Below are 19,417 nucleotides of genomic sequence, written 5' to 3' on the forward strand. Positions count from 1 at the left end.
AGATTGAAAATACCAAAGACATTCACACTTTGATAGAAATGGCTTGTGTAATTTTTCAAAATTATCGTCCGCATAAACCGCTTGAATTGTATAATAGGTCTTGGATTTGCGAAAACACCGTTCAAACAATTTATAGAACACCTGTGCGTGAGTTACCTGCTTGGGTAATTTATGAGTATATTGATGTGTCAGGCAGGGTTGATAAAATAGCTATTTCTGATGAAATGCGGTATTTTATCCCAGGAGTGTTTGAATTGTTGGTGCAAGGTCAAGAACTTCATGTAGATTTTGAATATTCTTTACAAAAATGCTATTTGGATTTGGGTGTATGATCAAAGTTGGAATTAGCCATTTTTAAACAATTTGCCAAATTATTTTTTAAAAATCAATTATGCCAATATCAAGATAATTTTCATTATATCAATGTTTTTGGTATAATTGAAATGTTTTATGTTTCTGGATTGACAGAAGTGACTGATGAATTATTGGAAGTTTTATTAAAAGGTTTAAATAATGATGTTGTGCTTATAAATTTTTGTGCAAACTTTTATTATGATTTTGATTTGGATTATCTGGGTTTGATAAGCAAAATTGCTAAATGGATAGATTGCTTGCACCATAAACATATCATTACCCAAAAAATATTGGCATTAACCGAAAAACCCATTTATCAAACCTTAAACAATGAATATCAATATTATATAGAAACGGTATTTGACAGGTTATCAAACTAAAAATCAATGAATTTTTAAATAAAAATTTTTATTAAAAAATAAGATGTTTTTAATAAAATTATCTGTTATAATAATTGCCATTATTTAATTTTATTTGGACAAATTTACAATGACCGACTTTAACCAAACCCCAAATCCTTTATTCGCCCCTTTACCCAATTTTGCCTTATCCGCCAATGGCAAAATTTTAAATTTATCCAAACCCAGAATAATGGGGATTTTAAATGTAACGCCTGATTCATTTTCGGACGGTGGCGAATTTACCGCCACCCACACCGCCTTTGCCCGAGTGGACGAGATGATACAGCAGGGGGTGGACATTATTGACATTGGAGCGGAATCCACTCGCCCCAATGCCACGCCTGTTACAGACGAGTTGGAGCTGGCAAGGCTTACGCCGATTGTTACCGAAATCAAAAAAACCTACCCCAATCTTTGGCTGTCCATTGATACCAGCAGTCCCATTGTGATGGAGGCGATGGCGGATTTGGGGGCGGATATTTGGAACGATGTGCGGGGCTTAAAGCGGACAGGGGCGGCACAGATGGCGGCTGATTTGGGCTTGCCTGTGGTCATTATGCACGCTCGTGGTGAGCCTGCCACAATGGATAAAATGGCGGTCTATGATGAGGTGTTAGAAGAAGTGTCGGCGGAGCTTGGGGCTTGGTGGATAAGGCAATCAGGGCTGGTGTCAAGCGTGAAAATGTCATCATAGATGTGGGTATGGGCTTTGCCAAAAAGTACGAACATCATACGCAGATTATGAAAAATTTGGGTGAATTTGGCAAATTGGGTTATCCGATGTTGTTTGGTGTGTCTCGCAAGCGTTTTTTGGGCGAGCTTTTGGCAAACAGTAAGTTGCCCCAATACCAAAGCACTACGCCCAGCGAGCGAGACACCGCCAGCACCGCCCTTGCCCTACTTGCGGTGGCACAGGGGGCAAGTATCATTCGCACGCACAATGTCGCACAGACGGTGGAGGCACTTGCGGTGTGGTATTCGCTTTCGGATAAGATTGATGATGATTGATACAGGGCTTGCGTATTTGCAATTTTTGGCGTTTTTGACATTTGCGGTGGGGATAATAAAATATATGATTAAAAATCAACTATTTTTTATTTCCATTGGAATGAAACACCCAAAAGCCACAAAAATAGAAATGGTATTGGTGGTGGCTGGATTGTCGTTATTTGTGATAATAATGATTGTGAGAAATATTTGGTTTATAGAATGATGTTATTAAATGGAGTTGGTTTTATGAATCATATTATAGCTTGTAGGTTAGGTTGAGATAACGAAACCCAACATTTTAAATCTGAAACTTAAACTGTTGGGTTTTACTATCGCTTAACCCAACCTACCGAGCTATGGCGACTTGCAGTGGCGTTAAAATATTTCCAGCGTTAAAAAATGTTTCAAAAACCTTTTTTTGTTTGGGTGAAAAATCGTTAAAATATTCATTTTCAGTATAAACCCAAATCGGCATCGCTTTTTGAAGGTTTGGAATAAACCCCTTTTCTTGGGTAGAAGCAATGCCGTCTTCTTTAAAAAAATGGATATTCTGTCATTTTTTTTGCTTAAAAGTTGAATTGATTAAAAAAATTGATTTTCAATAATCATAACCATAATCCACAATAGGCAGTTTTTGCCCAATCACTTTTTCTATCTTTTCTTTTAAATGGTTTTTATCAAAAGCATAACAAGGCAAAATAAAAAGGCGAGTGGTGTATTCTTTGCTCTTTTCTAAAATGCAAAAATCGTCCCAGCCGCAGCCTTTGGCGGGTAAGGCACGCGTCATTTCAAAGCGTTCTATTTGGCCAAGCGGTACAAATTGAGCTGATATTTCATCGGCAATTCCCAAAATTCCATTGGTTTTATCCACACATAGAACAGGCTTTTTGCCGAAACGCTCTGTTAAAATAGGTGGTCGGCGTTTCACCGATTGATATTCTTTATAATTTCTGGTCAAAGAAATTTCTTCTTCAAAAAGCACAAAATCAGAAATTTGCATCTTGCTTTCATATTCTTCATTCAAAAGTAAATGCGGATATTCTCTTTGGTTAATGACTTCAAAATGAAGTTGTTGAGTGTCTTTCCAAAAATACAAATGAAAGTTTATATGATTATTGGTGTCAAAATCAAAACCGATGTCGTAATAAGGAATATGATTTTTGCGTTCTTTTAAATGCCTGTGCAAAGTGTTTTTTATCGTTAAAACTTCTTCTAAATCAATGGTATAAGGATTAAAAACCACAAAAGAATACGACTGAACAGCAATATCCTTTCTGTGGTGGGGAATATAATAAAATCCCCAATTTTTAAAGAGCAGATTTCCCACTCGCACAGGGTATTTAAAGGCGTAGTGGTTGGAAAGTTCCAAGCCTATATCGAGCGTATTGTTGGGTTCCACACAGGGCAAGGCGAGTATTTCGGCATAAGTGCTATCCCACGAAACGAATTCTTTTTCAGGCGATTGCACTTCAAAGCCTAAGTTGTAATCGTTGTAATTTTTGTCTAAAATTTCGTATAGTTTTTTCATTTCAATTTAAAAATCTCAAAAATTTGGGCTTTTTCATCGGTATCGCGATAAAAAGAGTCGTTGTCAGGTTTGAAATTGCCCATTTTTTCTATGGAAGCCCATAGGTTAGATTGAGATAACGAAACCCAACATTTTAAATCTGAAACTTAAACTGTTGGGTTTTACTATCGCTTAACCCAACTACAGACTGACTTTGGAATTTTAACGGTTGTAGATGTTCTTTGTCAGGCATACCATTATAAAGACTGCTCTTTATAAAAAAGTTGTATCTATCGCTCCACGCCCACTGATAATAACACCACACCACCAATGTTATCATTATTTGTGAGTTTTTAGGGTGCAGGGTAGAAAAAAGTTGGGTTTCGTACTGTAACCCAACTTACAAGCTGAACAAAATTCCCAATCGGCATTAGAACACATTCGCCCCTTTGACTATACAATGGCATACGCATAAAAAGTACTTGCACTCCCCTAAAAAATAGCGTATAATGGGGCGTTTTTATCCTAGTCTCGTCCGTTTTCAAGTGTTGGCAGGTCGCCAATCACGGCAGACAGGTTTCTTGGAGAGTACAGATGTACGCAGTTATCAAAAGTGGCGGTAAGCAACACCGTGTCAGCGTTGGCGAGACTTTGAAAGTTGAGCTATTGAAAGCAGAAGTTGGTGCAACCTTGAATATCGAGGAAGTGCTAATGGTAGTAAATGGTGCTGATGTAAAAATCGGTCAGCCTGTGGTTGTTGGTGCCAGCGTGGTTGCAGAAGTGGTTTCTCACGGTCGTGGCAAAAAGGTGCGTATCGTTAAGCACCGTCGCCGTAAGCACTATCACAAAGAGCAAGGTCATCGCCAATGGTACACCGAGCTTAAAATCAACGCAATCAATGGTTAATTTATATACTTTATAAAAAGTATTCACAGGAGATATTCTCATGGCAACTAAAAAAGCTGGTGGTTCCACCAAGAACGGTCGCGATTCTAACCCAAAAATGCTCGGCGTAAAAGTGTTTGGCGGTCAAGATGTCATCGCAGGTAACATCATCGTGCGTCAGCGTGGCACCGAGTTTCACGCAGGTGAAGGTGTAGGCATGGGTCGTGATCACACCCTATTTGCCTTGACCGATGGCGTGGTAAAATTTGAAAAGAAAGGCGAGTTTGGTCGCCGTTATGTGTCTGTTGTTGGCGAATAATCAGCCAAAAACCTCACACAAAGTCCCACGAGTGCAAACTGGTGGGGTTTTTGTTTGGGTGATTAAAATTTATTTAACATAATACTTTTTGATGTTTGCGTGGTGTTTTGGATAGGGGACGGAATTAACTATAAAGCCTGCGTAAGGTGCGTATCATGCACCAATAAAGGGCTGTTGCTTCAAACGATGCGTGGCTGCACCCTACGCCTAAGGTTGATTTTGCGGTACTTTTAAAATTTTTGACCGTATTATTTTGACATGATGACCAACGTTTCCAACACCAAGGCGAAATTGTGTAAAAAATGCAAAAATATGGCAAAGGCAAGTGTCCCCCTGTGGTTCTGGCAGAAACAAAAATAAAACTGCTGATAAAATAGAATATTACAGCGGTTGGGTCAAAGTTGTAGTGTGTAAAAGCAAAAACAGCACTGCTAAGAACTAAAGCAATGCGTTCGCTTTGAAAGGCATCTAAGGTTGCCCAAAGTCCATAAGTTAAAATATCTTCGCTTAACCTAATATGAGTAGCTTGGGTGTGATTCGCCCATTGAAATGAATGTAAGCTAATAAAAATAATCGTCCATAATAATAAAAAATTCCAATTTAGTTTATCAAATCCCAAATATGAAGACAAACCTTCATAAGAATAATGATAAAGACGATAATGGACAAGCCAAATCACAACAAAGGTAAGTAAACATAAACTGCTTTTAAATAAAATCAAAAACCATAATTTCTCATTGTAAGCCAAAGGATAAATGACTTTAGTTTGATGAGTTCATTGATGAAAGAATCTGTGATGTTATTTGTGCGATTGTCAATTGCCATAAGGTGATTTTCTTCAATGTGTGTGTTATTAAACTTGATAACTGCTTGAAATTCTTTTGAGATAAGTGAGGGCATGGTGGTTAGCTCCATTTGATAGGGTCGCTCATCTTTATCCCAGAAATATGTGTGTGAAAAACAAACGTGCCTGTAGTGAATACGTTTGTTGCCTGTGTCATTAATGAGTGTTTGAGTCATGCTTTTAAAAAATGAGCTTTGGTGCAGGTCATAATAGCGAAAAATCGGCTGAAAATACAATCCAGTTGCTAAAATTACTGTCATACAGCCAATACCAAGCAATATCAAGCCAATATTGTGTAAATTCATAAATATACGCCCAGTGTGATGAATGTATTGTAATCGTTCGGATATAATTTTTCAGCCAACAGATATTTTTTATAAACCGTGCTTTTACGATAAAGATTTTATAAAAAAAACGTGATATAATTACCAGTTAGATTAAAATATTTTGAGAAATTATGCGTTTTATTGATGAAGCTGTAATCAGCGTAAAAGCAGGCGATGGCGGTAATGGTATCGTAAGCTTTCGCCGTGAAAAATTCGTTCCAAAGGGCGGGCCTGATGGCGGAGACGGTGGCAAGGGTGGCGACGTTTATGTGATTGCCGATGACAACACCAACACGCTTGTGGATTTTCGCTATACTCGTAAATTTGAAGCCAAACGGGGCGAAAACGGTCGCTCAAAAAACTGCTCGGGCAAAGGGGCGGACGATGTGTACCTAAAAGTGCCTGTGGGGACGACCATTATTGATACCGACCTTGATGTGGCGATTGGCGATTTGACCGAAGTGGGACAAGTCGTGCTGGTTGCCAAAGGCGGAGATGGTGGGTTTGGTAACACCCGTTTTAAGACTTCTACCAACCAAGCTCCCCGTAAAGCTATCCCTGGCTTTCCTGGCGAAGCCAAAAATTTGAAGTTGGAGCTAAAAGTCGTGGCGGACGTGGGACTGATTGGCTTGCCGAATGCAGGTAAATCTACCTTTATCCGTCAAGTGTCGTCCGCTCGCCCAAAAGTGGCGGATTATCCCTTTACCACACTTGTGCCAAATTTGGGTGTGGTGGACGTGGGAACGCATCAGTCCTTTGTGATGGCGGATATCCCAGGCTTAATTGAAGGGGCATCAGACGGAGCAGGGCTTGGCATTCGTTTTTTGAAGCACGTTGCCCGCACCAGACGGCTACTTCACATCGTGGACGTCAAGCCCATTGATGAATCAAATCCCGTGGAGAATGCACGGATTATCCTAAATGAGCTTGAAAAATTCTCTGCTGAATTGTCCAAATTGCCCCAAATTTTGGTATTAAACAAAATTGACCAATTAGAAGATGATGAGATTGATGACGTTTGTAACAATATCATCAAAGAATTGGACTGGCAAGGCGAAGTGTTTCGCACGTCTACCATTAGTGGGCAAGGCGTGGACGAGATTAAATATCATCTGATGAACGAAATTGAAGAAGAGCAAGAACGTGAAGCGGACGATGAAGAGTTTGCCAAAGCCCAAGCTGAGCGGTTTGCTCGTCTAGAAGAAGAAGTTCGCCACAACACCGAAATCCAAAAAGAAGCCTACCGTGCCCGCCGTAAAGCCGAGCGTGAAGGCTTATCGGACGATGACGATGATGATTGGAATGATGACGACTATGATGTGGCGGTGGAATACGCTCCGTACTGATGATGAGCTGATATAAGGAAATAGCATGGATAATTCGCCAAAGCGTATCGTGGTAAAAATCGGCTCATCGCTTTTGACTAATAACGGTCGGGGGCTTGACCGCACCGCCATTTATGAATGGGCAAGACAAATCGCCACGTTGCACGCTCGTGGGATTGAAGTGGTGCTGGTGTCGAGTGGGGCGGTTGCCGAAGGCGTGGTTCGCATGAATTTGCCCGAACGCCCCAAAAAATTGCCTGCCTTGCAAGCCTGTGCGTCCATTGGGCAAATGGGCTTGATTGAGACATGGTGGCAAGCGTTAATCCAAAAAGGCGTGCAGTCATCACAAATCCTACTAACCCATGATGACCTAGCTCATCGCTCCCGTTATCTTAACATCAGCCAGACCATGAGCCAGCTTTTGGCGTGGCGTGTCGTGCCTGTCATTAACGAAAATGATACCATCAGCTATGGCGAGATAAAATTTGGCGATAATGACACGCTTGGGGCGATGAGTGCAACCATGATAGGGGCGGATTTGTACATTATCCTAACCGACCAAGACGGCGTATTTACTGATAACCCACGCACCAATCCCAACGCCAAGCTCATCACAAGCGAGCGAGCCATGGCGGATTATCTGTTTGATGTGGCGGGGGACGGCGGTAAATGGGGGTCTGGCGGTATGCTGACCAAAATCCGTGCAGGGCGATTGACCGCCATGGCAAACTGCCCGACCATTATCGCCAATGGTAAAGTAGAAAATGTCATCGTGCGACTGGCGGACGGCGAGTCTATCGGCACACGGCTCACGACCGACCATGCTGACCGCCTTATCGCCAAAAAGCAATGGCTTGCCACGCACATTCGTATGGCAGGCACGCTCATCATTGATGACGGTGCGGTCAAGGCAATCACCGAACAGCACAAATCACTACTGCCTGTGGGCGTGCTAGACGTGCAAGGCGACTTTGACGCAGGCGATGTGGTGGAGATTGTAAATACCCAAAAGGTGCGGTTGGCGGTGGGTCAAGTCGGATTTGACAGCAATCAAGCCAAACAAATCACCCAAAAACACACCGATGAAGTCCTACAAATCCTAAGCCTAAGCGACAACGACAAAGCCATTATGGTACACCGTGATGACATGGCGGTTTTGTGATAGATATTTGAAATTTTAAAAATTAACTTAACTAAGAATTAACTTAACCAGTGGAATGACAATGACCCAACAATTCGCCCCCTTAAAAAATGACCGCCTACTGCGCGCCTTGCGTTTTGAGCCTGTGGACGCCACGCCTGTGTGGATGATGCGACAAGCAGGGCGTTATTTGCCAGAGTATAAAGAAGTGCGTGCCAAAGCGGGCGATTTTTTGAGCCTGTGCAAAGACACCGACATGGCGACCGAAGTTACTCTGCAACCGTTACGCCGTTTTGAGCTGGACGGGGCGATTTTGTTTAGTGATATTTTGACAATCCCTGATGCGTTTGGGCTTGGGCTGTATTTTGAAGAAGGCGAAGGCCCTAAATTTAAATACACTGTCCGCACCCCAACCGACCTTGAACGCTTGCCAAAGATTGATGTAAACAGTCAGCTTGACTATGTCATGAAAGCGGTAACCAATATCCGTAAAGAGCTAAATGGACAAGTACCCCTGTTTGGATTTAGCGGTAGTCCTTGGACTTTGGCGACTTATATGGTGGAGGGTGGTTCTAGTCGTGAGTTTCGCCACACCAAAGAGATGATGTATGCCAGACCTGAGTTTTTGCACGCCCTGCTTGCCAAAATCTCAGACGCTGTCGTGGATTACCTAGATACTCAGATACACGCAGGGGCTCAGATTGTGCAGATTTTTGACAGTTGGGGTGGGGCGTTGGGTCATCGTCAATTTGTGGAATTTAGCCATAATTATAATCGTGAAATCATCGCCCGCTTAAAAGCCAAGCATCCCGATGTGCCTGTGGTCATGTTTACCAAAGGGGGCGGGCTGTGGCTTGACATACAGGCGGACAGCGAGGCGGATTGTTTGGGTCTTGACTGGACAATGCCCCTAGATAAGGCAAGACGTGAGTTAAATGACGCTCAAAAGACTTTGACGGTCAAGCATAAAAAGCTACAACGTCAAAAAGCCATTCAAGGCAACCTTGACCCTGCCACGCTATACGGCTCGCCTGCCGACATCAAAAAGGCGGTACATGATATGCTATCAGATGCTTATGTGAATGACAAAACGGGCTATGTGGCAAATTTTGGGCATGGCATTACCCAGTGGGTCAAACCCGAACACGCTAAGGTGTTTGTGGATAGCGTGCATGAGTTTAAACTGTAAGCCATTTTAAAAATAAAAAAAACAGGAAGAAGATACTTCCTGTTTTTTTATGGTTAAGCCAAATGATTTTTTGTGACTTGGCTGTTTGACAAATCATTAGCGAAACGTCATGGGTAGACGACAGGGGCGAATGCCGTGTTCGCTGTTCATGACGCAAGCAAGGGTAATCACACCAATGGTGGCGACCTTGCCCTGATTAAAATCATCATCACTGCGGTAGATGTGCTGAGTCATGATGAGACTGGCGGACTTTTTGGTGACATCAGTAATGGCAACGACAAGGTTGTCATCAACCAAAAGTGGTAATTTATAGGTTAAATCAGCACGGCTGACCACAAAATGCACCTTGCCTTGCTGTCCGTCTGTGCCATCTGCCGTCCCGTCCGTGTCAAAAAAATAACCATTAAATCCTAACGAGGTCAGCCAATCTCGGCGACAGTTTTCAAAAAAAGTCAAATGATTGGCATGATAGACGATACCGCCTGCGTCTGTGTGGTTGATATAGACTTTGTAGTGGTTGCTAAAAATGGGTTTTGCTTGAGCAATCATGGGTTATTCCTTAAATTTTTAACCATTGTACACCTAAATGTAAAGAATATCATCTTTATGTGGAAAGTGTTTTTGTTAAAAATTGAAAAATCAGGGTGTTTTTAATATGGTTTGTGTTAGAATGTAAGTATTCATTTTGTAAAAAGGAGTAGTCCATGACTTACGACAACACTAATATTTTTGCTAAAATTCTGCGTGGCGAAATCCCGTGCCATAAGGTTTATGAAGATGACAAAACCCTTGCCTTTATGGACGTCATGCCACAGGCAACAGGTCATGTGCTGGTCATTCCAAAATGTGAAGCGGTGGAGCTGTCTGATTTGCCGTGCGAATATGCCTGTGCGGTGTTCAAAACCGCCCAAAAAGTCATCACTGCCCAACGCACTGCCCTGGGCGTGGATGGCATTGTCCAAATGCAACTTAACCACGCAGGTGCAGGGCAAAGCGTGTTCCACTATCACATGCACCTAATCCCAACCCACGTTCACGAGCTGGGCAAGCACGAGAGTGTCATGGCAGACCAAGACGAGCTGGCGGAGCTGGCAAGTAAAATCCGTGCGGTCATTGACAGTAAGTAGGGCGTTTTGAACATTTTTTACCTTGACCCTGACCCGATACGCTGTGCCATTTTTCATGGTAATAAGCATGTGGTCAAGATGATATTGGAATACGCCCAGTTACTGTGTACCGCTCATCATCTAGGTGATAGCGTCCTTTGCGATGATGAGCGGGCGGTGCTGTATAAATGCACGCACCAAAACCACCCATGTGCGGTGTGGGTGCGTGGCTCAAAGTCGCATTATGACTGGCTTTACCAGCTGTTTGTCGCCCTATGTGATGAATATACGCACCGCTATGGCAAGGTTCATCTGACCGACCAAAAGCTCCGCCACATTCTGATAAACTGCCCCATCTCTGCCGACACGCCATTTGCAGCACCGCCACAGGTCATGCCTGATGAGTATCAAGGCGATGATACCGTTAGTGCCTATCGTGCCTATTATCGCTGTGGCAAAGCGGATCTTTTGGCGTACACGGGTCGCCCAAGCCCTGACTGGCTATAGTTTTAATTTAAGCATTAAGGTAAAATCTCAATCATCGCATCTTCCACAACCGCCACAAACAGCTCGTCTATTTCGGGGTCAGTTACGGCGATACAACCATGCGTCCAGTCTTTGAGCAGATGATTTGCCCCGATGATGTCGCCAAGTCCGTTTTTTATGCCGTGAATCTTTATCGCCCCGCCTGCTAATTTGCCGTGAGCTTTGGCGTAGGCGATGTCGGCTTCATTGGGGTAAGAGATGCCCAAATTTTTGTGATAACCGCTATTGGCATTACGGTCGTTTATGGCATAGACCCCTTCGGGCGTTTTCATGTCGCCTTCAAATTCTTTGTGTCCTATCGGGTTTTTGCCAAGCGATATGGGGTAGGTTTTTAAGAAGTTGCCTTGATAAAACACGTCCATTTCACGGTCGGCTTTTCGCACCACGATTTTGTCAATCTTGCTCCCTGTGGCTAAGGGCGGAGCGTTTAATAAATCTAATTGTCTTTTTGATAATTGAGAGTGTTCGGTCGCAGGGTTATCGGGCGATTTTTCATAAAAATTCACCGCAAACGCTGATAAAATCCCAATCGCCAATAACGCCACTAAGCTTAATTTGTTCATCATTTTCTTCATAAATAGAAACATTGTACCGTAAGGATTTGATAAGTATTATGGAAAAAATGTGAAAAAATTTTTAAATATTACCATACATTTCTATAATATTATCAGGTTTGGATTTTTCTTCTAGCCAAGCAATTACTTCTTGATAAAATTGCATGATTTGCTTGTCATTATCAGTTAATAATGAAATTTCATGAATAATATTTAAAACTGCTTGATGATTAAATTCGTTAAAAAATGTATAATCAAAATCATCACAGTGTTTTGCAAGTATATCGCTAATCAACCAACAGTCAGGCATGGGAATAAATACACAATCATCATTGGTATCATAATGATAATTTTTATCTTTGGATTTAATATAGAACTCAAATCCTGGTTCTCGATAACGGCGTTTGTCTTCTCTGGTAGTGATGAGATGATGAATAAATTTATCATGGTCTTGTAGCTCTTGTATTTTCTTAATGGCTTTTTCTTTGTCTTGATGAAAAAATTCATAATATTTTTTTAGCAAGTGGTTTATTGCAATCCGTTTGCGTGATAATATCAGCGATATTATTTTGATGATAAACTTCTACCGCTTTTTCTATCTTGCCATCACTTTGTTCTAATAAATCTAAGGCTTGTTTTGTGGAACAAGGGATTTTTGCTTTTAGGGTTTGTATTTGGGTAAAATTTGTCATAAATTTATCTCAAAAATAAAACGTGCCAAAAATGACACGTTTTATTTTAGCATATTATTTGGATTTTGGAATTAACCCACAAACGCCCGCTCTACCACATAATCAGCAGGTACGCCCATGCGTGGCGAAACGGTCAAACCAAAACTGTCTAAAATGGCAGACATATCGGCATTCATCGCCATACTACCGCAAATCATCGCACGGTCATCGTCTTTGTTCATGGGCGGTAAGCCAATGTCTTCAAAGAGTTTGCCTGATTTGATGATGTCGGTAACACGCCCTTGGTTTTTAAACTCATCACGGGTTACGGTGGGGTAGTAGATGAGTTTTTCACGCACCCATTCGCCAAAAATCTCATCATTGGGCAGTTCATTTTCAAAAAAGTCTTTATACGCCAAATCTTCGGTATGACGCACGCCATGCACCAGAATAATTTTTTCAAAGCGTTCGTACATCTCAGGCTCACGCACGAGCGATAAAAATGGAGCAAGTCCTGTGCCTGTGGCAAGTAGGTATAAATGCTTGGCAGGCAGCAGGTCATCGAGTACGAGCGTGCCAGTGGGCTTTTTGGAGACAAGCAGGGTATCGCCCACTTTGATGTGTTGCAGGCGTGAAGTCAAAGGGCCGTCTTGGACTTTGATAGAGAAAAATTCAAGCTCTTCTGCCCAAGCGGGACTGGCGATAGAGTAAGCACGGACAAGAGGTTTGCCGTCCACTTCAATGCCAATCATGGCGAATTCGCCACTTCTAAAACGCAAGCTGTCGCTACGGGTGGTCTTAATGGTAAATAGGCGGTCTGTCCAGTGGTGGACGTAGGTGACGGTTTCGTTGATGAATTTTGACATGGCATTATCCAATTATTAAGAATGATTATCAAATCTGATATAATAGCAAATTTTGTGTATAATAGCGATTTTTTATGCCAAATTTTACTTAAAAATTGGCATATCCATTTGTCATTTTAGCATAAACCGCCCAAAAATACCATGAACACACACGTTTTACCGATTATCGGCTATCATTGCTCACCCCTATCCCAAAAGTTTGGCATTCCACGCCAGCCCAACCTTGTCGCCATTAAAAGCCATATCCGCTTTGTCACTCCTTATGGCACACCCGACGCCTTTGTCGGCATTGAGCAGTATAGCCATTTGTGGGTATTGTGGCAATTTCATCATAACAAAGCACAAGCCAATTTTCGTCCGCAGGTGCGTCCGCCACGTTTGGGTGGTAATGACAAAATCGGGGTATTTGCCACACGCAGTATGTACCGCCCGTCTGGGATGGGGTTGTCGGTGGTGGGGTTTGATAAGGTAGAAGTGGTTGATGGTCAAGTGATTTTACATATTATAGGGGCGGACATGGTGGACGGCACGCCGATACTAGACATCAAGCCGTATCTGCCCTATGTGGACGGTGTGAATGGGGCGATGGGATTTGACAAACCGACTGGGCGGAATGTTATCTTTAATGATAAGGCAAATGATGAATTTGAACAATTGATAAAGTTGGGCTTATTAACAGCCGATGACAAAGCACTCATTGGCGAGCTGATTGCCCAAGACCCACGCCCTGCCTATCGCCAATCTGAAATCGGGGTGGCGTGTGCCATGCGGTATGGGGCGGTGGACGTGGATTTTGTCATGAATGAGCAGGGGGTTATGGCGGTGTGTGGGGTGCGGGTGGTTTAGGACTTGAAAAATAAATGAGATTTATTTAAAATAAGCTTTTTTTAACTAAGGATAAACCCATGAAAGCCGTGAAAAAATCACTCACCGCCATGCTACTTGGCATGTCCCTAGCCTTTGCCATGAATGCCACCGCCCAAGTGCCGTCCGATGAATCTTTGATAGAGTTTATGCAATTATCGGAGATGGATAAAGCTTTTGACCTTGGTATGCAAGGCAGTTTGGATGCACAGCGACAGCTTTTTGAAGCTCAGATCGCCCAAAAAGAAGGTGTAACCCCAGAGCAAGCCAAGCAAGTAGGTATGGTATTTGAAAAACATGTGAATCAAGTGATAGGTCAAGTAATAACACCGCAACGTCGCCAACAAATCAACCAAATCTTTATTGATGTCGCCAAAAAATACTATACCCAAGAAGAGATTGATGCTTATAATGAATTTCTAAGCACGCCTATTGGCAAAAGCGTTGTTCAAAAAACCAACATAATGACACCTGAATATATGGACGAGCTACAAAAGTTGGTTGTGCAAATACTGATTGACAACCCCAATCTCAATAATGAAAAAATGCAACAAGATATTGAAAAAGAGATAGAGCGGATTTTTGCAGAATGACTGATAAACACCGTTGTGATGACGGTGTTTTTTGTGGATAACTTAAAACCCCGACAAAATCTTTAAACTTGCCTTTAATAGGTTTGATGTGGTCAGCTCATCATCGGACAGCGATTGTTTGGCGGTCTTAATGGCGGATTGGGCTTCCTTTTCTTTATAGCCTAGGCTCACCAACGCACTTTCGGTTTCATATATGACATGCATGGGGTTGGCGGTGTGTATTGGCTCATCTTGGGTAGTGCTTGGGGTAAATAAGTCGTTCGATGTGCTGTCCAATTTGCCTTTTAATTCAATGATGAGCCGTTGGGCGGTTTTTTTTCCAATGCCTGCCACACGGGTTAGGGCAGACTCATCGCCATATTCTACCGCTTGATGTAGTTCGCTAGGCGGTAAGGTTGAGAGTATGGCAAGTGCCATTTTTGCCCCCACACCATTGATTTTTATGAGCTTTTTAAAAATTTCTCGCTCGGATTTGTCGGTAAAGCCAAACAGCAGATGAGCGTCTTCACGCACGACCAGTTGCGTATAAAGTGTAACATTCATGCCAACGGACAGCGTACAAAATCCGCCAATGGTCATCTCTATCTCATAGCCGACCCCGCCTGATGTCATGACACAAGCGACGGGAGCGGATAGATGGGCAACTTGCCCTGCAATCATACCAATCATTGTTTTTCCTTTAAAATACAAATAAGGGCGAATCTCTGTCGCCCTTATGTACGATTTACACCGATTTATTTATAGTATTCTACCATTTTCTCTAATGAAATTGGGCGGATTTTGCTGGCATGACCTGCCGAACCAAAGGCTTCATAGCGTTGTACGCAGATGTCTTTCATGGCGTTCATGCTGGCTTGCAAATATTTGCGTGGGTCAAATTCAGCAGGGTGGTCGTTCATAAATTTACGAATCGCCCCTGTGCTGGCTAGGCGTAAGTCGGTGTCAATGTTGATTTTGCGAACGCCGTGCTTGATGGCTTCAACAAGCTGTTCAACGGGTACGCCATAAGTCTCGTCGATGTTACCGCCATTTTCGTTGATGATTTTTAGCCATTCTTGGGGAACGCTTGATGAACCGTGCATGACAAGGTGAGTATTTGGCAGGGCTTCGTGGATTTCTTTGATACGGTCAATCGCCAAAATGTCGCCAGTAGGCGGACGGGTGAATTTGTACGCCCCATGAGACGTACCCACCGCAATGGCAAGAGCATCCACGTTGGTATCTGCCACGAATTGACGAGCTTCTTCAACTGATGTCAAAAGCTGGCTGTGGTCAAGTACGCCTTCTGCCCCCACACCGTCTTCTTCGCCTGCCATGCCGGTCTCTAAGCTACCCAAACAGCCGATTTCGCCTTCGACCGACACACCGCAGGCGTGAGCCATTTTGACCACTTCACGGGTTACACGCACGTTGTAGTCATAATCGGCAGGGGTTTTGCCGTCTTCTTTTAATGAACCGTCCATCATGACCGAGCTAAATCCAAGCTGAATGGAGCGTTGGCAGACGGCAGGGCTTGTGCCGTGGTCTTGGTGCATGACAACAGGAATGTGCGGCCACTCTTCAATGGCAGACAAAATAAGGTGGCGTAAAAAGGGAGCCCCTGCGTATTTTCTGGCTCCTGCACTGGCTTGCACGATGACAGGCGAGTCGGTCTCGTCCGCTGCCATCATGATGGCACGCATTTGTTCTAGGTTGTTTACATTAAAGGCGGGCAGGCCGTAAGCGTGTTCACCTGCGTGGTCAAGAAGTTGGCGTAAGGATACAAGTGCCATGATAGCTCCAAAATGATTAAATTTGTCAAATTATATCAAAAAAAAACGTGAAAATCATGGTGTTTTGTATCAAATCACACAGTTATTGTTAATTTTCTAGACATCAAAGACGAATCAAATAAAAAAAGTTATCAATAATCATTATTTTTGAAACAAACAATTTGCAACAAAATGTAATAAACTTATGAAACTACTGTATTAAGATTAAATAACGTGTTATCATCATAAAAAATTAACAATTTGTTAGGTTAAATCAATCCCTTAATTGGGAGAAGAAAACTATGAAAAATTTCAATACTAAGGCAAAGTATGCCATTTTACCATTGATGTTGTCAGCGTTAATGGCATGTAGTGATAAAGCCCCTGAAACTGCCAGCGAGCCTAAGAGCGAGCCGGCACCTACCGCAACAGCACCAGCCACAGGCGAGCAAGTCAGTACCAGTGCCACCGTACCCAACGCCCAAAGCTATGTGGTCGGTATCGATGCCAACTATCCCCCTTATGATTTTAAGGATGAAAATGGTAACGCCCAAGGTTTTGATGTGGATATCATCAAAGCCATCGCTGAAAATCAAGGCTTTGGTGTGGACGTCGTTCCTCAGGATTGGGAAGTGCTTGTCAAAGGCTTGGATAATGCCCAAAGCCACATTGCGATGTCAGGTTTTTCAAGAAACGATGAGCGAGAAGCAAAATATTTACTTTCTAATACCTATGCATGGGGACGAGATGCACTTGCTGTTTCTGCGGAAAACAACAGTATCAAAAACTTAAAAGATTTAAATGGCAAGAAAGTTGCAACGTTGGCTGACAGCCCCTATATTCCGTAATTAGAAGAAGTGATTGGTCAAGGCAATCCTGGTATTATTGGAAAACCATCCGCGTTCTTAGCTTTTAAAGAATTGGCGACAGGCAATGCTGAGGCGGTATTGGCAGATGAAGGTGTGCTACGTTACTATGCCAAGCAGTTCCCTGAGGTTAACTTTAAAATCGTCGGTGAAGGCGAGGCTTTTGAGTACTACGACATGGTTATCATCACACCAAAGTCTGAAAATGATTTGATGGAAAAAAATCAATACAGGGCTTGCCAACATTGTCGCTGATGGTACTTATGCAAAAATTTATGAAAAATGGTTTGGTGTGGCACCAGAGCAATTACCTGCGACAAAATAGGTTAAATGCTTAAAAAGACTTGGTGTTGCCAAGTCTTTTTTGTTGCTAAGATTTATAAAGTATCCAGATGGGTATTGATAGGAAAATACCCAAATCCCAATCCGCATTCCAACGCCCATTAACGAACCAGACACACTCAATGGGATAACTAAAGTCAAAAGCCATTGTAAATTTTTAAAGATAAAGGCTAGGAATTTGTCTTTAAAATTAGGGCGTTGAATCGCCATAAGTTTTCCTTTGTTTTACAAATTTACACCCACATCAGTTTGGCAACTTTGGGAGCATGAGCAATCAACTCTTCTTGACCGTTAGTGATTTTGACGATTGATTTTCCGTTGGAGATGATAATATCATCATCTGCAAGACAATACGCCATAACACCTTTTTTGATGATTTGTGTCTCACCTGTAGGTAGGTATTTTATCAGCTCCCAACTTTTGGGAATAAAGCCTGCAAACTTCTCACCGTCTGCTTGATTTTTTAGCAAATTTTTATCCGCTTTGACAAGATTGCCCTCAATAAACAGCTCTTCTTCGCTCTTGGGTTTGGTGCGAGCAGGGTTAGCACCTGAGGTTTTTAAAGATTCGCCTGAATAGCGTTTGGTAAAAAAGTCCAGCCAGCCTACGATGGCTTTTAGGATTTTAAAAGGTGCTGTGAGCAGGTCTTTGGCAGTACCCACAGGGTCGGTGCTATCACGCTCACGATAAGGGCGTCTGATGACATAAAGGTTGCCTTGGGTGTCCATAATGGGGGCAAAATAGTCAAATTTATCGTCTGCCAGTACCGTCTCAAGCTCACCCGTGGCAAGGTCTAAGCGATTGACTTGACGAGGGCTAAACACAATGTTATCTTGGGTGTACGCAAGTCCACAAGAATCATAATAAATTACAGTGCTGTTATTGGGGTCTACGCTTGGGTTTTTGTCTTGGCATTCGCCTTCGGTAACAAACTGCGTGCGAGCACTGTCAAGCGATAATACGCACAAATGTCGCTCGCCATAAGGACTGGCGTAAGGGGTGTCGCTTGCCGAGACGATAACTCGTTTATTTTTTGAATCATAGCACAAATCAAATACCTGAAAATCGCTCTTGCGTAAAATCAGCCCTTCGCTTACCGTGTCGCTACTGATTGGTTTGGACTGAATCGCTGTACCTTCTTGCAATCTGGCACTATACACATAGGTGGTGTCGTCCATAAAAGCAATGGCGGTGGGGTAAATTGCGTCAAAATCATCCTGCTCTGTCTGTGCTGTACCCATAAACATTGCCCCAGCACCTTCGGTTTTCCACGCTCTTCTGTCTTTGATTTGTTTGATATTTTTGGTGTATTGATTGATGGCTTGACAAGAAATGGTGGACTCTTTGCCGTTGTCAAGTTTAAGTAGATTTTTGGTGCTGATATAATATAAAGTCGCCATAATAATGCCTACTGTATAAAAAGGTTTATTATACCAACTCTTGGATTTTTTGGAAATTTTTTATGATAAATGCGTGATTTTGAGTGGGATATGTCAAAATGATAGGTATGGATAAGTAAATTATGTTTGGAATTATACACAAAAGCACATAAAAAACCGCCTTTATCTGTATAAAAGCGGTTGTTATTTGTAAGCTCAATCAATGATGCCCTTCTTTGGCGTGATTGAGCGTATGTTTGGGGATATAGACGGTTAAGTTTTCGTCAGCAACCACGCACTGACACGATAGGCGAGAGTTGGGTTCTAGCCCCCACGCACGGTCAAGCAAGTCCGCCTCAATGTCGTCCATTTCTTCAAGGCTGTCAAAGCCTTGACGAATGACCACATGGCAAGTGGTACATGCCTTTGAGCAGTCGCAAGCGTGTTCAATATTGATGCCTTTGTCATGCAGAGCTTCAAGCAAATTGTCGCCTGTGTTTAGCTCAACGGTCGCCCCTTCTGGGCAGATTTCGTGGTGGGGAAGTACGGTTACAGTTACCATAATAGTTTCACTTAATTATTTAAAATCAATAGGTTA

29 protein-coding genes are annotated in these 19,417 nt (G+C 42.6%); 17 read left to right on the forward strand and 12 right to left on the reverse strand.

What is annotated here, in order from left to right:
* The 5 genes from DX073_RS14155 to DX073_RS00020 all read left to right on the forward strand — a co-directional run.
* The coding region (locus tag DX073_RS14155; RefSeq protein ID WP_220186694.1) for a hypothetical protein at positions 1-332 on the forward strand (332 nt) is incomplete at its 5' end.
* Positions 333-338: 6 nt separating this feature from the next.
* Positions 339-734: a hypothetical protein gene (locus DX073_RS00010; RefSeq protein ID WP_115004352.1), complete on the forward strand. Its 396-nt coding sequence runs from the start codon at positions 339-341 to the stop codon at positions 732-734.
* Between the two features lie 109 nt (positions 735-843).
* Positions 844-1,449 (forward strand): dihydropteroate synthase, encoded by a 606-nt coding sequence (gene folP / locus DX073_RS14875; protein ID WP_309473746.1) that lies wholly within the window; start codon positions 844-846, stop codon positions 1,447-1,449.
* Entirely contained in the window at positions 1,401-1,763 is a 363-nt protein-coding gene (locus tag DX073_RS14880) for a dihydropteroate synthase (protein WP_309473747.1), read from the forward strand. The genes folP and DX073_RS14880 overlap by 49 nt, the downstream gene beginning before the upstream one ends.
* Complete coding sequence (locus DX073_RS00020; protein ID WP_147279654.1) at positions 1,753-1,968, forward strand: hypothetical protein; 216 nt, start codon at positions 1,753-1,755, stop codon at positions 1,966-1,968. The genes DX073_RS14880 and DX073_RS00020 overlap by 11 nt, the downstream gene beginning before the upstream one ends.
* 375 nt (positions 1,969-2,343) lie before the next feature.
* Here the strand turns inward: DX073_RS00020 and DX073_RS00025 are convergent, their stop codons facing one another.
* On the reverse strand, positions 2,344-3,273 hold the full coding sequence (locus DX073_RS00025; RefSeq protein WP_115004357.1) for a hypothetical protein: 930 nt from the start codon (positions 3,271-3,273) through the stop codon (positions 2,344-2,346).
* Between the two features lie 573 nt (positions 3,274-3,846).
* On the opposite strand from DX073_RS00025, the gene rplU reads away from it, so the two are divergent.
* Both rplU and rpmA read left to right on the forward strand, forming a co-directional pair.
* Positions 3,847-4,158, forward strand: a complete 312-nt coding sequence (gene rplU / locus DX073_RS00030) for a 50S ribosomal protein L21 (RefSeq protein ID WP_115004359.1) — start codon at positions 3,847-3,849, stop codon at positions 4,156-4,158.
* Between the two features lie 40 nt (positions 4,159-4,198).
* Positions 4,199-4,456 (forward strand): 50S ribosomal protein L27, encoded by a 258-nt coding sequence (gene rpmA / locus DX073_RS00035; protein ID WP_029102112.1) that lies wholly within the window; start codon positions 4,199-4,201, stop codon positions 4,454-4,456.
* Between the two features lie 124 nt (positions 4,457-4,580).
* Here rpmA and DX073_RS00040 read toward each other — a convergent pair whose 3' ends face one another.
* Together DX073_RS00040 and DX073_RS00045 are read right to left on the reverse strand one after the other, a co-directional pair.
* Positions 4,581-5,204 carry a type II CAAX prenyl endopeptidase Rce1 family protein gene (locus DX073_RS00040; protein WP_147279655.1) on the reverse strand — a complete coding sequence of 208 codons (624 nt, stop codon included), beginning with the start codon at positions 5,202-5,204 and terminating at the stop codon, positions 4,581-4,583.
* A complete protein-coding gene (locus DX073_RS00045) occupies positions 5,174-5,605 on the reverse strand; it encodes a hypothetical protein (RefSeq protein ID WP_115004363.1) in 432 nt (143 codons plus the stop codon). Before DX073_RS00045 ends, DX073_RS00040 begins: the two co-directional genes overlap by 31 nt.
* 152 nt (positions 5,606-5,757) lie before the next feature.
* Here DX073_RS00045 and cgtA point away from each other — a divergent pair, with 152 nt between their 5' ends.
* From cgtA to hemE, 3 genes are all read left to right on the forward strand, one after another.
* Positions 5,758-6,972, forward strand: a complete 1,215-nt coding sequence (gene cgtA, locus DX073_RS00050) for an Obg family GTPase CgtA (RefSeq protein ID WP_115004365.1) — start codon at positions 5,758-5,760, stop codon at positions 6,970-6,972.
* A 25-nt stretch (positions 6,973-6,997) separates the two neighbouring features.
* A complete protein-coding gene (gene proB / locus DX073_RS00055; protein ID WP_115004367.1) occupies positions 6,998-8,113 on the forward strand; it encodes a glutamate 5-kinase in 1,116 nt (371 codons plus the stop codon).
* 61 nt (positions 8,114-8,174) lie between these two features.
* Positions 8,175-9,281 carry a uroporphyrinogen decarboxylase gene (gene hemE / locus DX073_RS00060; RefSeq protein ID WP_115004369.1) on the forward strand — a complete coding sequence of 369 codons (1,107 nt, stop codon included), beginning with the start codon at positions 8,175-8,177 and terminating at the stop codon, positions 9,279-9,281.
* 96 nt (positions 9,282-9,377) lie between these two features.
* Here hemE and DX073_RS00065 read toward each other — a convergent pair whose 3' ends face one another.
* Positions 9,378-9,830 carry a thioesterase family protein gene (locus DX073_RS00065; protein ID WP_115004371.1) on the reverse strand — a complete coding sequence of 151 codons (453 nt, stop codon included), beginning with the start codon at positions 9,828-9,830 and terminating at the stop codon, positions 9,378-9,380.
* Between the two features lie 155 nt (positions 9,831-9,985).
* On the opposite strand from DX073_RS00065, the gene DX073_RS00070 reads away from it, so the two are divergent.
* Both DX073_RS00070 and DX073_RS00075 read left to right on the forward strand, forming a co-directional pair.
* Positions 9,986-10,408, forward strand: a complete 423-nt coding sequence (locus DX073_RS00070) for an HIT family protein (protein ID WP_115004373.1) — start codon at positions 9,986-9,988, stop codon at positions 10,406-10,408.
* Positions 10,409-10,414: 6 nt separating this feature from the next.
* On the forward strand, positions 10,415-10,894 hold the full coding sequence (locus DX073_RS00075) for a pyrimidine dimer DNA glycosylase/endonuclease V (protein WP_115004375.1): 480 nt from the start codon (positions 10,415-10,417) through the stop codon (positions 10,892-10,894).
* Positions 10,895-10,908: 14 nt separating this feature from the next.
* Here the strand turns inward: DX073_RS00075 and DX073_RS00080 are convergent, their stop codons facing one another.
* From DX073_RS00080 to DX073_RS00095, 4 genes are all read right to left on the reverse strand, one after another.
* Positions 10,909-11,499 carry a L,D-transpeptidase family protein gene (locus tag DX073_RS00080; protein WP_220186695.1) on the reverse strand — a complete coding sequence of 197 codons (591 nt, stop codon included), beginning with the start codon at positions 11,497-11,499 and terminating at the stop codon, positions 10,909-10,911.
* A 70-nt stretch (positions 11,500-11,569) separates the two neighbouring features.
* Positions 11,570-12,010, reverse strand: a complete 441-nt coding sequence (locus tag DX073_RS00085) for a hypothetical protein (RefSeq protein ID WP_115004380.1) — start codon at positions 12,008-12,010, stop codon at positions 11,570-11,572.
* Entirely contained in the window at positions 11,991-12,179 is a 189-nt protein-coding gene (locus DX073_RS00090; RefSeq protein WP_115004382.1) for a hypothetical protein, read from the reverse strand. Before DX073_RS00090 ends, DX073_RS00085 begins: the two co-directional genes overlap by 20 nt.
* A gap of 71 nt (positions 12,180-12,250) precedes the next feature.
* The gene (locus tag DX073_RS00095) at positions 12,251-13,024 is read right to left on the reverse strand and encodes a ferredoxin--NADP reductase (protein WP_115004384.1); all 774 of its coding nucleotides are present in this window, start codon (positions 13,022-13,024) and stop codon (positions 12,251-12,253) included.
* A gap of 141 nt (positions 13,025-13,165) precedes the next feature.
* On the opposite strand from DX073_RS00095, the gene tsaA reads away from it, so the two are divergent.
* On the forward strand, positions 13,166-13,870 hold the full coding sequence (gene tsaA / locus DX073_RS00100) for a tRNA (N6-threonylcarbamoyladenosine(37)-N6)-methyltransferase TrmO (RefSeq protein WP_115004386.1): 705 nt from the start codon (positions 13,166-13,168) through the stop codon (positions 13,868-13,870).
* Between the two features lie 59 nt (positions 13,871-13,929).
* Positions 13,930-14,481 carry a DUF2059 domain-containing protein gene (locus DX073_RS00105; RefSeq protein WP_115004388.1) on the forward strand — a complete coding sequence of 184 codons (552 nt, stop codon included), beginning with the start codon at positions 13,930-13,932 and terminating at the stop codon, positions 14,479-14,481.
* Between the two features lie 42 nt (positions 14,482-14,523).
* On the opposite strand, the gene ruvA is transcribed toward DX073_RS00105, so the two are convergent.
* A complete protein-coding gene (gene ruvA / locus DX073_RS00110) occupies positions 14,524-15,150 on the reverse strand; it encodes a Holliday junction branch migration protein RuvA (protein ID WP_115004390.1) in 627 nt (208 codons plus the stop codon).
* A gap of 65 nt (positions 15,151-15,215) precedes the next feature.
* On the reverse strand, positions 15,216-16,253 hold the full coding sequence (gene fba / locus DX073_RS00115; RefSeq protein ID WP_115004391.1) for a class II fructose-bisphosphate aldolase: 1,038 nt from the start codon (positions 16,251-16,253) through the stop codon (positions 15,216-15,218).
* A gap of 281 nt (positions 16,254-16,534) precedes the next feature.
* Here fba and DX073_RS14955 point away from each other — a divergent pair, with 281 nt between their 5' ends.
* Genes DX073_RS14955 through DX073_RS14965 form a run of 3 tightly spaced genes read left to right on the forward strand, consistent with a single transcriptional unit; the run spans position 16,535 to position 17,423 of the window.
* Complete coding sequence (locus tag DX073_RS14955) at positions 16,535-17,080, forward strand: ABC transporter substrate-binding protein (RefSeq protein WP_115004393.1); 546 nt, start codon at positions 16,535-16,537, stop codon at positions 17,078-17,080.
* A gap of 9 nt (positions 17,081-17,089) precedes the next feature.
* On the forward strand, positions 17,090-17,353 hold the full coding sequence (locus tag DX073_RS14960) for a type 2 periplasmic-binding domain-containing protein (protein WP_115004395.1): 264 nt from the start codon (positions 17,090-17,092) through the stop codon (positions 17,351-17,353).
* Positions 17,343-17,423 carry a hypothetical protein gene (locus tag DX073_RS14965; RefSeq protein ID WP_404932915.1) on the forward strand — a complete coding sequence of 27 codons (81 nt, stop codon included), beginning with the start codon at positions 17,343-17,345 and terminating at the stop codon, positions 17,421-17,423. Before DX073_RS14960 ends, DX073_RS14965 begins: the two co-directional genes overlap by 11 nt.
* Positions 17,424-17,673: 250 nt before the next feature.
* Here the strand turns inward: DX073_RS14965 and DX073_RS00135 are convergent, their stop codons facing one another.
* Both DX073_RS00135 and fdx read right to left on the reverse strand, forming a co-directional pair.
* The gene (locus DX073_RS00135; RefSeq protein ID WP_115004397.1) at positions 17,674-18,840 is read right to left on the reverse strand and encodes a hypothetical protein; all 1,167 of its coding nucleotides are present in this window, start codon (positions 18,838-18,840) and stop codon (positions 17,674-17,676) included.
* A gap of 199 nt (positions 18,841-19,039) precedes the next feature.
* A complete protein-coding gene (fdx, locus tag DX073_RS00140; RefSeq protein WP_115004399.1) occupies positions 19,040-19,381 on the reverse strand; it encodes an ISC system 2Fe-2S type ferredoxin in 342 nt (113 codons plus the stop codon).
* Between the last annotated feature and the right edge of the window lie 36 nt (positions 19,382-19,417).

The organism is Moraxella lacunata (genome assembly GCF_900453205.1).
Classification (GTDB): domain Bacteria; phylum Pseudomonadota; class Gammaproteobacteria; order Pseudomonadales; family Moraxellaceae; genus Moraxella; species Moraxella lacunata_B.

Excerpts from the sequence above, each read along its gene's own strand:
- folP (WP_309473746.1), top strand. The coding sequence starts at position 844 with ATGACCGACTTTAACCAAACCCCAAATCCTTTATTCGCCCCTTTACCC.
- DX073_RS00020 (WP_147279654.1), top strand. The coding sequence starts at position 1,753 with ATGATGATTGATACAGGGCTTGCGTATTTGCAATTTTTGGCGTTTTTG.
- DX073_RS00025 (WP_115004357.1), bottom strand. The coding sequence starts at position 3,273 with ATGAAAAAACTATACGAAATTTTAGACAAAAATTACAACGATTACAAC.
- rplU (WP_115004359.1), top strand. The coding sequence starts at position 3,847 with ATGTACGCAGTTATCAAAAGTGGCGGTAAGCAACACCGTGTCAGCGTT.
- rpmA (WP_029102112.1), top strand. The coding sequence starts at position 4,199 with ATGGCAACTAAAAAAGCTGGTGGTTCCACCAAGAACGGTCGCGATTCT.
- DX073_RS00045 (WP_115004363.1), bottom strand. The coding sequence starts at position 5,605 with ATGAATTTACACAATATTGGCTTGATATTGCTTGGTATTGGCTGTATG.
- cgtA (WP_115004365.1), top strand. The coding sequence starts at position 5,758 with ATGCGTTTTATTGATGAAGCTGTAATCAGCGTAAAAGCAGGCGATGGC.
- proB (WP_115004367.1), top strand. The coding sequence starts at position 6,998 with ATGGATAATTCGCCAAAGCGTATCGTGGTAAAAATCGGCTCATCGCTT.
- hemE (WP_115004369.1), top strand. The coding sequence starts at position 8,175 with ATGACCCAACAATTCGCCCCCTTAAAAAATGACCGCCTACTGCGCGCC.
- DX073_RS00065 (WP_115004371.1), bottom strand. The coding sequence starts at position 9,830 with ATGATTGCTCAAGCAAAACCCATTTTTAGCAACCACTACAAAGTCTAT.
- DX073_RS00070 (WP_115004373.1), top strand. The coding sequence starts at position 9,986 with ATGACTTACGACAACACTAATATTTTTGCTAAAATTCTGCGTGGCGAA.
- DX073_RS00080 (WP_220186695.1), bottom strand. The coding sequence starts at position 11,499 with ATGATGAACAAATTAAGCTTAGTGGCGTTATTGGCGATTGGGATTTTA.
- DX073_RS00090 (WP_115004382.1), bottom strand. The coding sequence starts at position 12,179 with ATGACAAATTTTACCCAAATACAAACCCTAAAAGCAAAAATCCCTTGT.
- DX073_RS00095 (WP_115004384.1), bottom strand. The coding sequence starts at position 13,024 with ATGTCAAAATTCATCAACGAAACCGTCACCTACGTCCACCACTGGACA.
- tsaA (WP_115004386.1), top strand. The coding sequence starts at position 13,166 with ATGAACACACACGTTTTACCGATTATCGGCTATCATTGCTCACCCCTA.
- DX073_RS00105 (WP_115004388.1), top strand. The coding sequence starts at position 13,930 with ATGAAAGCCGTGAAAAAATCACTCACCGCCATGCTACTTGGCATGTCC.
- ruvA (WP_115004390.1), bottom strand. The coding sequence starts at position 15,150 with ATGATTGGTATGATTGCAGGGCAAGTTGCCCATCTATCCGCTCCCGTC.
- fba (WP_115004391.1), bottom strand. The coding sequence starts at position 16,253 with ATGGCACTTGTATCCTTACGCCAACTTCTTGACCACGCAGGTGAACAC.
- DX073_RS14955 (WP_115004393.1), top strand. The coding sequence starts at position 16,535 with ATGAAAAATTTCAATACTAAGGCAAAGTATGCCATTTTACCATTGATG.
- DX073_RS00135 (WP_115004397.1), bottom strand. The coding sequence starts at position 18,840 with ATGGCGACTTTATATTATATCAGCACCAAAAATCTACTTAAACTTGAC.
- fdx (WP_115004399.1), bottom strand. The coding sequence starts at position 19,381 with ATGGTAACTGTAACCGTACTTCCCCACCACGAAATCTGCCCAGAAGGG.